Consider the following 12193-nt stretch of genomic DNA (forward strand, 5'->3'; position numbering starts at 1 on the left):
GGGCACCGGGATGTGGCCGGTGCCGCAAGGGTTGGAGCAAAACTTTAAATGGATAATGAACAGGTAATACCCGCTACCTCCGCACCGGCCGAGTCGCCGGAGGGAACAGCCAAGAAACCGCCGCGCCCCCGTCGCAAACCCACTGTGTCCGCACCGTCGCAGGACCAGTTGGATGTGCAACTGCCTGCCGCGGCCGTTGATTCCACGAACGACGGCGGTGCCTCCTCCGCAGCGCCGGGCACCGATGCGGCTCCGGCGGCGGAGCAGCCAGCCGGGGTAGCTCCGGAAGGCAGCCAGTCCGCCGGACCCGCGCAGGCAGCCACCACCCGAACTCGCCGGCCGCGCAAGACGGCCGCCGAGAAGGCCGCCGAAGCAGCGGCCGCCCAGGCCTCGCAGCAGGACGAGGCCGCCGCCGCGGCGTCAGGGACTGTCGCCGCCAGCGTTGGCGGACCCGACGCCGCCCCGGCTGCCGAAGCGGCACCTGCCGCCAAGACCCGAACCCGCCAGCCGCGCAAGACCGCCGCGCAGAAGGCCGCGGAAGCAGCAGCTCAGGAAGCGGCACTGCAGGAAGGCACCGACGCACAGCCTGCCGCCGAGCCGACCGAGGCCACCGGCGGAGCCGCTCCGGACGGCGTGCTGGACCCAGCGGTGCAGGCCGATGACGACGCCGCAGGCAAGCCGGCCCGCAAGCGCCGCAGCCGTGCGGCGCAGCCGGTTGAGCAGCCCGTCGATGCCGACGGCATCCTGGAGGCCGAAGGCGCGGAGGAACCCGCCGAAAAGCCGGCCGGCCGCCGTCGCACTGCCGCCACGACCCGGACCCGCCGCAGCACCTCGGCGCAGACCACCGAGGCTGCCGCCGAACTGACCACCGCCGAAGGCGAGGCCCCGGCCGACGCGCAGGAGCCCGCGGCCGCGGAAGCGGACCCTTCGGGCGCCCAGGCAGCCACCGCTCAGACCGCCGCGGCTATGCAGGCCGCCGGTGCAGGGGTAGCCACCGAGCCAGCCTCTGAGGCCGCCGGTACCGAGCCAGCAGGCGAGCAGCCCGCGAAGGCGCCCTCCCGCCGTCGTCGTTCCACTGGGGCAACGGCCCCCGCCGCCACGGAAACAGCGGAAGCCACCGCCGCGGAGCAGCCCGCACCCGCAGCCGGCTCTGCCGCCGAAGAGGAACAGGCCGAAGAAGCGGCGGAAGCGGGTGCCGGGAACGATCCGTTCACCATTCCGTCCTCGCCGGTATCCCTGCTCTTCCACGCACCGGACCTGTCCGCCGTAGCCGCCAAGCCGGAAACGGCCGCGGCAGCGGACTCCGAAGAGGAAGACGAAGACGGCGGGCAGCGCCGCAGCCGCCGGAACCGCCGCGGGCGCACCCGCAACCGTGCCGAGGAATCCGGCAGCGGCGAGGCGGGCGGCGCCGAAGGAACCGACGAGGCCGCCGAATCCGCAGAAGAGGGCGCTGCGGGGGAGAAGGACGGCGTGACGTCGCGCCGCCGTCGCCGTCGTCGCCGCGGCGATGCCGATCTGGAACTCACCGGCGGCTCCGAGGACGATCCGCCCAACACTGTCACCCGCGTTCGGGCGCCGCGCCCGGTGGCGGAGACCGCTCCCAGCAACAAGGTGGCCTCAGTCAAGGGCTCCACCCGGCTTGAGGCCAAGAAGCAGCGCCGCCGCGAATCCCGCGAGTCCGGCCGCCGCCGCCAGGTGATCACCGAGGCCGAGTTCTTGGCCCGCCGCGAATCCGTCGACCGCCAGATGGTGGTCCGCCAGCGCGACGACAGGATCCAGATCGGCGTGCTCGAAGACGGTGTACTCGCGGAGCACTTCGTCTCCAAGACGCAGCAGGATTCGCTAATCGGCAACGTCTACCTGGGCAAGGTACAGAACGTGCTGCCCAGCATGGAAGCGGCCTTCATCGACATTGGCCGCGGCCGCAACGCCGTGCTCTACGCCGGTGAGGTCAACTGGGACGCCGCCCACTTGGACGGTCAGCCGCGCCGGATCGAGCTCGCCTTGAAGTCCGGTGATTCGGTGCTGGTGCAGGTGACCAAGGATCCGGTGGGCCACAAGGGCGCCCGCCTGACCAGCCAGATCTCGCTGCCGGGCCGCTTCCTGGTCTATGTACCCGGCGGTTCGATGACCGGCATCTCGCGCAAGCTGCCCGACGTGGAACGCAACCGGCTGAAGAAGATCCTGAAGGAACATGTTCCGGACGGCGCCGGCGTGATTGTGCGCACCGCGGCCGAAGGCGCCAGCGAAGAAGAGCTGATGAACGACATCAACCGGCTGCGCGCTCAGTGGGAGGGCATCGAATCGCGTGCCGGCTCCACCAAGACGCTGGCACCGGAAATGCTCTACGCGGAGCCGGACCTGACCATCAAGGTGGTCCGCGACGTGTTCAACGAGGACTTCTCCAAGCTGGTGGTTTCCGGCGAGGAAGCCTGGGACACCATCGAGGCCTACGTGACCTACGTGGCCCCGGACCTGGTGGACCGGCTGGAAAAGTGGACGTCGGAGACGGACATCTTCGCTGCCCAGCGGCTGGACGAGCAGATCCACAAGGCGCTGGACCGCAAGGTGTTCCTGCCGTCCGGCGGCTCGCTGGTGATCGACCGCACCGAGGCGATGACCGTGGTGGACGTCAACACCGGCAAGTTCACCGGTTCCGGCGGCAACCTTGAGGAAACCGTCACCAAGAACAACCTGGAGGCGGCCGAGGAAGTGGTCCGCCAGCTGCGGCTGCGCGATATCGGCGGCATCATCGTCATCGACTTCATCGACATGGTGTTGGAGTCCAACCGGGACCTGGTGCTGCGCCGGCTGGTCGAGTGCCTGGGCCGCGACCGCACCAAGCACCAGGTGGCCGAGGTGACCTCGCTGGGCCTGGTCCAGATGACGCGCAAGCGGATGGGCACCGGTCTGCTGGAAGTCTTCGGCGAGCAGTGTGAGCATTGCGCCGGCCGCGGCGTGATCACCCATGACGAACCGGTCGAGCACCGACGCGTCGGTGCCGCGACCGAGCACCACCAGGTCCGGATCGAGAAGCGTTCGGAGCGGCAGTCCCGCAGCGAGAAGCGCCGCAGCCGCGGCCAGGGCCAGCAGGAGTCGCCCTCCGAGACGCCGGCACCTGTGGTGCAGGAGGACGACGCCGAGCGCAAGGCCAAGGCCGAGGCCGCCCGTGCGGCACTGGCCAACATCGCCGCCGCTGCCCATGCCGCCCACGAGGCGGAAGAGCACCCTGAGGCGGCCAAGGCCAAACAGCACGACGCCGAAGCAGCCCCCGCAGCCAGCGGGGCGGGCAAGCCCGACGTCGCCGCCGCAACGGCCCCGGCGCAGGGTCAGCCTGCCGCCACCGGCCGCAAGCGCAGGTCGCGCCGTGCCGACGATTCCGGCATTGCCGCAGTTGCTGCCCCGGCCGCGACGGCCGACGAGGACGGCGGAGCGGGAGTGCTGAAGATCAACGGCGAAACCGTCGCCATTCCGCGCGCCACGCACGCTCCGGTGGCCGCGCCGGCTGAGCCGTCGCTGACCCTGGAGAGCCTGACCGAGGCCTTCAACAAGGTTGCCCCGGTGGAGAAGCCGGAGCGGACCGCCCCGGTAGCCGCACCGGAACCGGCCGCGGCAGTCCAGTCCCAGGCGGCCGAGCCGTCGGTGGCGGCGGACCAGGTCCGGCCCGTGGCCGCCGAGCCGCAGGCTCCGGCCGCAGCCCCGGTCCGCAAGCCGCGCCGCCGTCGTGCTGCCAGCAGCCCGCAGGGTGCGGCCGACGCTCCGGTGGAGACCGTGGATGCCGCCGTCTCCCCGGAGGGCAACGGCAGCCACCGGCACGCCGCAGCGGCGCCGGCAGCGCCCGCCTTGGCCGAGGCGGCAGCAGGAAAGGCCGAAGCCGCCGCTCCGCTGGTGTTGGGCGTGGGAGTGCCCGCCTCGGAGCTGTAGCAACGTGTCATCGGACAGGCCGCGGACCCTTTGAGGCCGCGGCCTGTGCTGTGCCCGCCGTGTCGCGGAGCGGAAATGCACGCGTCCGGGCATGGCGGCAGTAGTATTACTAGGTGCGACCGAGCGGATTCCCGTCCGCTCGCGCCAGGTAAAGGATCACGCAGGGCCCCTCCGGCACTCCCGGAGCCGCTGGTTTGCGGCGGATAGCCGCAATAGCGTAATCTAGATCTTCGGTGCGTACGCCTTCGAAGGGTTTCCACCCGCAGGCGCGGATGCACAGTGCTTTCCAGGCCGTCGTGAACGTGCCTGCGTATTCGAGCAAAAACTGTAATAAACGTCTAGAGAAGTGAGTTCCCAAGTGGTGTACGCGATTGTCCGCGCCGGCGGCCGCCAAGAAAAGGTTTCCGTTGGAGACCTCGTGACCCTTGACCGCGTCCCCGGTGAGGCTGGCAGCACCATCGAGCTGCCTGCTCTGCTCCTGGTCGACGGCGACAAGGTCACCTCTGCTGTCGATGCCTTGGCCAACGTCAAGGTCACCGCCGAGATCGTCGAGAATCTCCGCGGTCCGAAGATCGTCATCCAGAAGTACAAGAACAAGACCGGCTACAAGAAGCGCCAGGGCTACCGTTCTGCACTGACCAAGGTCAAGGTCACCGGAATCGCGTAAGCGGTCCGCTGACTTTCTGTAACGTTCCTAAGATCAAAAGGTAGGCAAAACAAATGGCACATAAGAAGGGTGCGAGTTCCACTCGCAACGGCCGCGACTCCAACGCTCAGTTCTTGGGCGTCAAGCGCTTCGGTGGCCAGGTAGTTTCCGCCGGCGAGATCATCGTCCGCCAGCGCGGTACCCACTTCCACCCCGGCGCCAACGTCGGTCGTGGCGGCGACGACACGCTGTTCGCCCTTGAGGCCGGTGCCGTTGAGTTCGGTACCCGCCGCGGACGCCGCGTGGTCAACATCGTGGCAGCGGCTGCGGAGTAATCTTCCAGCAGCAAAATGCTTTCCAGTGAGGCGGGCCGACGGTCCGCCTCACTGGTGTTTTAACCAGACTAGAATCACTGGTGGGCCGTTTCAGTTCCGGCCCATCGGCATAGAGGAGATCGATCACGTGGCAACATTCGTTGACCGGGTAGTCCTGCATGTATCCGGCGGATCCGGTGGCCACGGTTGCGTCTCCGTCAAGCGCGAAAAGTTCAAGCCCCTGGGCGGGCCCGACGGCGGCAACGGCGGCAACGGCGGTGACGTGATCCTCCGTGTGGATAACCAGACCACCACGCTGCTGGACTACCACCACGCCCCGCACCGCCATGCCACCAACGGTGGCCCCGGCATGGGGGACTGGCGCGACGGCAAGACCGGCGCCACGCTGGTGCTGCCAGTTCCGGACGGCACGGTGGTTAAGACGAAGAACGGCGATGTACTCGCCGACTTGGTGGGCCACGGGACCGAATTCGTGGCCGCTGCCGGCGGCCAGGGCGGGCTCGGCAACTCCGCGCTGGCATCGGCCAAGCGCAAGGCCCCGGGGTTCGCCTTGCTGGGCATTCCGGGCGACGAGCGGGACATCGTCCTGGAGCTGAAGTCCATCGCCGATGTGGCGCTGGTCGGGTTCCCGTCCGCGGGCAAGTCCAGCCTGATTGCGGCCATGTCCGCGGCGCGGCCGAAGATCGCCGACTACCCGTTCACCACGCTGGTGCCGAACCTGGGCGTAGTGGAGGCCGGCGACGTGCGTTTCACCATCGCCGATGTGCCCGGGCTGATCGAAGGCGCCAGCGAGGGCAAGGGCTTGGGCCACAATTTCCTGCGCCATGTGGAGCGCTGCGCGGCCATGGTGCATGTGCTGGACTGCGCCGCGCTGGAAGCCGACCGCGACCCGCTCTCCGATCTGGCGATCATCGAGCGCGAACTGGAACAGTACGCGGTGGACATGAGCTACGCCGGGGCGGACGGCGACGTGGTGCCGCTGAACCAGCGCCCCAAGCTGGTGGCGCTGAACAAGGTGGACGTGCCGGACGGCCGCGACATGGCCGAATTCGTCCGGCCCGAGCTGGAAAAGCGCGGTTACCGGGTCTTCGAAGTGTCAGCCTCCAGCCACGAGGGCCTGCGTCAATTGGGCTTCGCCATGGCCGAGATCGTCACCGCGGCGCGCGCCGAAGTGAAGGCTGCCCCGCCGAAGGTCGCGCCTGCCGTGCTGCGCCCGCGGTCCGTGAACGACCGCGGCTTCATCATCCGCCGCGAAGAGAAGAACCTGGAACCGCTTTTCCGGGTGCTGGGAGAGAAGCCGGAGCGCTGGGTCAAGCAGACCGACTTCACCAACGACGAAGCCGTGGGATACCTCTCCGACCGACTGGCCAAGCTGGGGGTCGAGGACCAGCTGTTCAAGTCCGGAGCGCGCCCGGGAGACACCGTGGTGATCGGTGAGGGCGACGCAGTGGTCTTCGACTGGGAGCCGACCATGGCCGCCGGCGCGGAACTGCTGTCCTCCCCGCGCGGCACCGATCTGCGCCTGATGGAGTACATCCGGCCCACCCGCGAAGAGAAGCGCGAGCAGTACCAAGAGCGCAAGGAGGCCAGGGCCGCCACCCGCGCCGAGCTCGAGGCCGAGCGCAAGTCAGGCGTCTGGATCGAGAAGGAAGACCATGACGACGACGATGAGCTCTGAGCCGGCCACGGCGGCCGACCGGACCCTGCTGGCCACGGCCGAGCGTCTGGTGGTCAAGGTCGGCTCGTCCTCACTGACTTCGGTGGCGGGCGGCATCTCCGAGGAGGCGCTGCTGTCCCTGGTGGAAGTGCTGGCAACGCGCCGCAACGCCGGCACCGAAGTCATCCTGGTGTCCTCCGGCGCCATCTCCGCCGGACTGGCCCCGCTGGGCCTGGGCCGCCGGCCCAAGGACCTGGCCACCCAGCAGGCCGCGGCCAGCGTGGGCCAGGGCCTGCTGATGGCCCGCTACACGCAGGCCTTCGGCGCCCGCGGCATCACCGTCAGCCAGGTGCTGCTGACCGCCGAGGACCTGATGCGCCGCCAGCACTATGCCAACGCCTACCGGGCGATGCACCGGCTGCTGCACCTCGGCGTCGTCCCCGTGGTCAACGAGAACGACACCGTGGCCACGCACGAAATCCGCTTCGGCGACAACGACCGGCTGGCCGCGCTGGTGGCCCACCTGGTCAAGGCCGACGCGCTGCTGCTGCTGTCCGACGTCGATGCGCTCTACGACGGCCCGCCCAAGGACGGCGCGCGGCGGATTCCCGTGGTGTCCGGGCCGGAGGATTTGGACGGCGTGAACATTGGCCGCACCGGCGCCGCGGGCGTCGGGACCGGCGGCATGATGACCAAGGTCGAGGCGGCCGGAATCGCCGCCGGCTCGGGCATCCCTGCACTGGTCACATCCACGCCGAACGCTGCCCGCGCGCTGGCCGGCGAGGACGTTGGAACGTGGTTCGCGGTCAGCGGCACCCGCCGGCCGCCGCGGCTGCTGTGGCTGGCGCATTTGGCCTCCGTGCAGGGCCGGCTCATCCTCGACGACGGCGCCGTGCAGGCCGTGCGGGACAAGCATCGATCGCTACTGCCGGCCGGCATCGTCTCGGTCAAGGGCGACTTCGAGCCGGGGGATCCGGTGGAACTGGCCGACGGGGACGGCCGGGTGGTGGGCCGCGGACTGGTCAACTTCTCCTCCTATGAACTGCCGCGGATGCTCGGCCGCTCCACCAAGGAACTCGCGGCGTCGCTGGGCCGACAGTACGAACGCGAAATCATCCACGTCGACGATCTGGTGGTGCTCTAAACCACCCCGCCGGCGGGGTGGAGGCGTAACGTGACCTCCGTCGTCGTGCTTCCCGTGGCGCACCGGCTAAAATCGGCTGTATGACCCAGACAGCCTCTTCCCAGTCCACGACCGAAGCGTCCCAGGACGGCCACAAGCCGGATGCCGCCGCGGCCGTTGAGGCCATCGCGGTCCGGTCCCGGAACGCCGCGCGGCGGATGGCACGGGCCAACCGGGCGTGGAAGGACAAAGCGCTCCGGGAGATCGCCGAGTCGCTGGTCGCCAAGCGGGACGTGGTGCTGCAGGCCAACCGCCAGGACCTGGACGAGGGCAAGGTAAACGGCACCAGCGCCGCGCTGCTGGACCGGCTGACGCTGGATAGCAAACGGATCGATGGGCTGGCCGCTGCACTGGAGAACCTTGCGGCGCTGCCGGACCCGGTGGGCACCGTGATGCGCGGGCAGACCCTGCCGAACGGACTGCGGCTCCGCCAAGTCCATGTTCCGATGGGTGTGGTGGCCGCCATCTACGAGGCACGCCCGAATGTCACCGTGGACATCGCCGGACTGGCACTCAAGAGCGGCAATGCCGTGATCCTGCGCGGCGGCAGCGCGGCCCGGCACACCAACGTTGCGCTGCTGGGCATCATCCGCGATGCGCTGGACCGGGTTGGGCTGCCCGCCGATGCGGTGCAGAGCGTGGACGAGTACGGCCGGGACGGCGCCAATGCCCTGATGCGGGCGCGCGGGCTGGTGGACGTACTGATTCCGCGCGGCGGACGCGAGCTGATCCAGTCGGTGGTCAACAACGCGAAGGTGCCGGTGATCGAGACCGGCGAAGGCAATGTCCATATCTACCTGGACGAGTCGGCGGGCACGGAGATGGCCGTGGACATCCTGCTCAACGCCAAGACCCAGCGGCCGTCGGTGTGCAACACCGTGGAGACCCTGCTGGTGCACCGCGACGCGGCCGCCTCGGCCGATGTCCTCGCTGCCCTGGCCGGGGCGGGGGTGCGGCTGCACGTGGACCAGCGCGTGGCCGGCATCCTGCCGTCCGGCGTCCAGGCCACCGCCGCCACCGACGAGGATTGGGCCCGCGAGTACATGGACCTGGACCTGGCCGTGGCCATGGTGGACTCCATGGACGATGCGCTGCGGCACATCCGCACCTGGACCACGGGGCATACCGAAGCGATCATTACCAACGACCTGCGCAACGCGGAGCGGTTCATCGCCGAGATCGATTCGGCCGCCGTGATCGTCAACGCGTCCACCCGGTTTACCGACGGCGGGGAACTCGGTCTGGGTGCGGAAGTGGGTATTTCCACGCAGAAGATGCATGCCCGCGGCCCGATGGGCCTGCGGGAGCTGACCACCACCAAATGGATCGTCCAGGGCGACGGCCAGGTCCGCGACTGACCCTGTAGCGGGCCGGCCCGGTTCCGGCACTGAATCACGGTTCCACTGCCGGAACGCGTACCATGAGTAGGAAGCCATATCCCGTCCGCCTGAGCGCGGCCGGACTGAAAAACATCAAGGGAGAATCATGCTGTCTCAGGTCCTCGACGCCGCACTCGTGGCTAGCGAAGCCGCCCACGTCGAACTGCCGGTCCCCGCGTGGACCATCGGCGCCGGAATCATGGCCTTCTTCGTGCTCCTGATGTTCGCCACGATCGCGTTTACCAGTGTGGGCCAGCGCCACTCGGCCGTCGAGGAGCAGGCGGACCCGCACCGCCAGCACCCGAACAAGCACGATCACGGCCAAGCCGCGCGCCACTAGCCGTTCGTGCCGCTGCCTGTCAAAGCCCCGCCAGCCGGAGAACTGCACCTCACTTACCCGGGGCGCAAGCTCCGGCTTGGCGTCATGGGCGGAACGTTCGATCCGATCCACCACGGGCACTTGGTAGCAGCCAGCGAAGTAGCGTCCGTGTTTGGCCTGGACGAGGTGGTCTTCGTACCCACCGGCCAGCCGTGGCAGAAGACCGGGCGCGACGTCAGCCCGGCCGAACACCGCTACCTGATGACCGTGATCGCCACCGCGTCAAACCCGCGGTTCACGGTCAGCCGGGTGGATATAGAACGTCCGGGCCTGACCTACACCATTGATACGCTGCGGGACCTGCGCGCGGCGCGACCCGACGCGGAACTATTCTTCATCACCGGTGCGGACGCGCTGGCGCAGATCATGTCCTGGAAAGACATTGACGAGTTGTGGTCGTTGGCACACTTCGTTGGCGTGACCCGGCCGGGGCATGAACTGCATAATCTGGGCCGCAAGGACGTCAGCCTGCTGGAGGTTCCGGCGATGGCGATTTCGTCCACGGATTGTCGGGAGCGCGTGGCCGATGACCAGCCCGTCTGGTACTTGGTTCCGGACGGCGTAGTACAGTACATAGCCAAGTACGGTCTCTACCGGCGCTCGTCGCAGGGCGCCGCGTTGACGAGCCAACTTGAACCGAGCCAATGAAATCAGTCGTTTATTACTGGGTGATCAGCAAAGCATGAGCAATCAATCCCAGCCGCCGCGCAGCCGCCGGGACCTCCGGAGGCAGCGCGATGGCGCAGGTACGGGTCCGGAGTCTGCCTCCGGGATCGTCCCGCAGGCACCGGATGCCCAAGCAAGTGCCCCGGTCGACGGCGGGGAAGACGCTCCCGCAGCCTCCGGTGACGGCCCGCCAGCCTCCCGCGAACGCCAGGGCGAGCGGTCCTCGCAGACCCGCGCCCGCGAGCGTGAGGCACGCCGTGCGCTCAAGACCTTGACCGCAGCGCTGCCGCAGATCCCCGCCCCGGAGCGGGAACAGGTGCCGACCAGACGCCAGCTGCGCCAACAGCAATTGCAGCGTGGAAACCCCGGGCTCGCCCCGGATGCTCCGGTTGATGGCCCCGCCCGTACTCCGGACCCCGGACGGGCCGGTGGCTCTGGCGCTCCGGCTGCCGGTCCGGCCCGTACCTCAGCCGAGCCAACGGGCGGCCGGGCCCGCACCGCGGCTGCTCCGGCGGACGGCCGGGCGCGCACCTCGGCCGCTCCGGCCGATGCCCCGTATGAGCCGCAGCGTCCGCCGATCGAAGGCGGCCGCCGCGCCCGGCGCAGCGGTGACACCGGCCGGCACCCGGTCCAGCCTCAGCCCGAGGGGCAGGAGCAGCTGCTCTCTGCCGCCGGACGCGAGGCAGTCGACGCCGGCGAGATGAGCGTGGAGCAGGCCTTGGCCGCCCGCGACCTGCTGATGGGCCAGGCCAAGAATATGGTCGCCATGATGGAGGCCAGGCAGGAACAGTCTCCACATGACGTGGACTTGGAACTGCTGGCGCAGCAGAAGGCTCTGGCCGAGCGTGCCGCAGTCCTCAACCGCCGGGCAGCCGACAAGAAGCGGCTGAGCGACCAGAACGAACAGCGCCGGCACTCGGCCTCGGACCGGCCGATAGCGGACATCGCATCGGCGCCGATGGAGTTTGTGGCCGTGCCTGGATCCGACCAGCATGTGCTCCGGCCGTCCTCGACGTCCTACCTTCCCGTGGTGACCACACCGGTAGTGCCGGCTCCGGCCCAGCCGGCTCCCGCCCGGCAAACGACTCCCGCCCGGCAGGCGGCTCCCGCACCGCGGCGGCCCGCCGCGCAGGCACCGAAGACGGAAGCTTCCGCCACAACCCGGGCTGTGCCGGTGCCGCGGGAGGCTACGCCCGCACCCCGCGCGGCCCAGGCAACGGGTGCCGCTCCGCGGTCAAAGATCCTGGCCGAGGCCGAAGCGTTGGCCGGGGGGCGCAGCGCTACCATCCACCCGCTCAAGGCCAGCAGCGCCCACGGCCTGGACCCACTCGACGCCCGGACCGCTGGGCTGGCCCGGGTGCATCGGACCCGGCTGGCCGTTGGGGCCGCTCTGGTGCTTGGCGCCGCTGCCTTCGCAGCGGGAATCGCCATGATGCTTGGACTTTTCGGCGGCTGAAACCGCCAATCAATAGCTGGTTTACATTTCAAGGAGACACATGACCGCACCCGAAAGCTCTATCGCCATTGCGCGCGCCGCCGCCAAGGCTGCCAGCGACAAAATCGCCGAAGACATCGTCGCTATCGATGTCAGCGAGCGGCTGGCCATCACCGATGTGTTCCTGATCGCCTCTGCGCAGACCGAACGGCAGGTCAACGCGATCGTCGACGGCATCGAAGAAGAACTGCACAAGCAGGATCTGCGCCCTGTCCGCCGTGAAGGCCGCTCCGAAGGACGCTGGGTACTGCTGGACTACGCCGGCGTTGTCATCCACGTGCAGCACCAGGAGGACCGCGTCTTCTACGCCCTGGAACGGCTATGGAAGGATTGCCCGTCCATCGACCTGCAACTGGACGAGAAGCCGGCGTCAACGGGGACTGAGTAGCCGAGGGGGAACGTGGCACCTGCCGCATGGTACCGTCCTGCGCGGCGTCGGTGGCACGTTCCGAACCCGTCTGCTGATTTGGATTCCGTGCTGATCTCTGCATAGAATATTCAAGTTGCTTCGAAGGAAGCGGCACGGAAT

10 protein-coding genes are annotated in these 12193 nt (G+C 68.9%); all 10 read left to right on the plus strand.

Features of this window, described 5'->3' with window-relative positions; all coding sequences use genetic code 11:
- Positions 1–48: 48 nt before the first annotated feature.
- The 10 genes from MNQ99_RS09290 to rsfS all read left to right on the plus strand — a co-directional run bounded on the left by MNQ99_RS09290 (position 49) and on the right by rsfS (position 12052).
- Entirely contained in the window at positions 49–3924 is a 3876-nt protein-coding gene (locus tag MNQ99_RS09290; RefSeq protein WP_241915225.1) for an Rne/Rng family ribonuclease, read from the plus strand.
- A 358-nt stretch (positions 3925–4282) separates the two neighbouring features.
- Positions 4283–4591, plus strand: a complete 309-nt coding sequence (rplU, locus tag MNQ99_RS09295; protein ID WP_127513859.1) for a 50S ribosomal protein L21 — start codon at positions 4283–4285, stop codon at positions 4589–4591.
- 53 nt (positions 4592–4644) lie between these two features.
- Positions 4645–4905, plus strand: coding sequence for a 50S ribosomal protein L27 (rpmA, locus tag MNQ99_RS09300; protein WP_127513717.1), 261 nt, complete (start codon positions 4645–4647; stop codon positions 4903–4905).
- Between the two features lie 127 nt (positions 4906–5032).
- Positions 5033–6583: a GTPase ObgE gene (gene obgE, locus MNQ99_RS09305; RefSeq protein ID WP_422387441.1), complete on the plus strand. Its 1551-nt coding sequence runs from the start codon at positions 5033–5035 to the stop codon at positions 6581–6583.
- The gene (gene proB / locus MNQ99_RS09310; RefSeq protein ID WP_127513721.1) at positions 6561–7706 is read left to right on the plus strand and encodes a glutamate 5-kinase; all 1146 of its coding nucleotides are present in this window, start codon (positions 6561–6563) and stop codon (positions 7704–7706) included. The genes obgE and proB overlap by 23 nt, the downstream gene beginning before the upstream one ends.
- 80 nt (positions 7707–7786) lie before the next feature.
- Positions 7787–9103, plus strand: a complete 1317-nt coding sequence (locus tag MNQ99_RS09315; RefSeq protein WP_241912748.1) for a glutamate-5-semialdehyde dehydrogenase — start codon at positions 7787–7789, stop codon at positions 9101–9103.
- A 127-nt stretch (positions 9104–9230) separates the two neighbouring features.
- Complete coding sequence (locus MNQ99_RS09320; RefSeq protein ID WP_241912749.1) at positions 9231–9464, plus strand: hypothetical protein; 234 nt, start codon at positions 9231–9233, stop codon at positions 9462–9464.
- 42 nt (positions 9465–9506) lie between these two features.
- The gene (gene nadD, locus MNQ99_RS09325; protein WP_422387527.1) at positions 9507–10151 is read left to right on the plus strand and encodes a nicotinate-nucleotide adenylyltransferase; all 645 of its coding nucleotides are present in this window, start codon (positions 9507–9509) and stop codon (positions 10149–10151) included.
- Between the two features lie 34 nt (positions 10152–10185).
- Positions 10186–11625 carry a hypothetical protein gene (locus MNQ99_RS09330; RefSeq protein WP_241912751.1) on the plus strand — a complete coding sequence of 480 codons (1440 nt, stop codon included), beginning with the start codon at positions 10186–10188 and terminating at the stop codon, positions 11623–11625.
- Positions 11626–11665: 40 nt separating this feature from the next.
- Positions 11666–12052, plus strand: a complete 387-nt coding sequence (gene rsfS, locus MNQ99_RS09335) for a ribosome silencing factor (protein ID WP_127513729.1) — start codon at positions 11666–11668, stop codon at positions 12050–12052.
- The last annotated feature ends 141 nt before the right edge of the window (positions 12053–12193 follow it).

The sequence above is a fragment of the Arthrobacter sulfonylureivorans genome, assembly GCF_022637435.1.
Taxonomy (GTDB): Bacteria; Actinomycetota; Actinomycetes; order Actinomycetales; family Micrococcaceae; genus Crystallibacter; species Crystallibacter sulfonylureivorans.

Excerpts from the sequence above, each read along its gene's own strand:
- MNQ99_RS09290 (WP_241915225.1), top strand. The coding sequence starts at position 49 with ATGGATAATGAACAGGTAATACCCGCTACCTCCGCACCGGCCGAGTCG.
- rpmA (WP_127513717.1), top strand. The coding sequence starts at position 4,645 with ATGGCACATAAGAAGGGTGCGAGTTCCACTCGCAACGGCCGCGACTCC.
- proB (WP_127513721.1), top strand. The coding sequence starts at position 6,561 with ATGACGACGACGATGAGCTCTGAGCCGGCCACGGCGGCCGACCGGACC.
- MNQ99_RS09315 (WP_241912748.1), top strand. The coding sequence starts at position 7,787 with ATGACCCAGACAGCCTCTTCCCAGTCCACGACCGAAGCGTCCCAGGAC.
- MNQ99_RS09320 (WP_241912749.1), top strand. The coding sequence starts at position 9,231 with ATGCTGTCTCAGGTCCTCGACGCCGCACTCGTGGCTAGCGAAGCCGCC.
- MNQ99_RS09330 (WP_241912751.1), top strand. The coding sequence starts at position 10,186 with ATGAGCAATCAATCCCAGCCGCCGCGCAGCCGCCGGGACCTCCGGAGG.
- rsfS (WP_127513729.1), top strand. The coding sequence starts at position 11,666 with ATGACCGCACCCGAAAGCTCTATCGCCATTGCGCGCGCCGCCGCCAAG.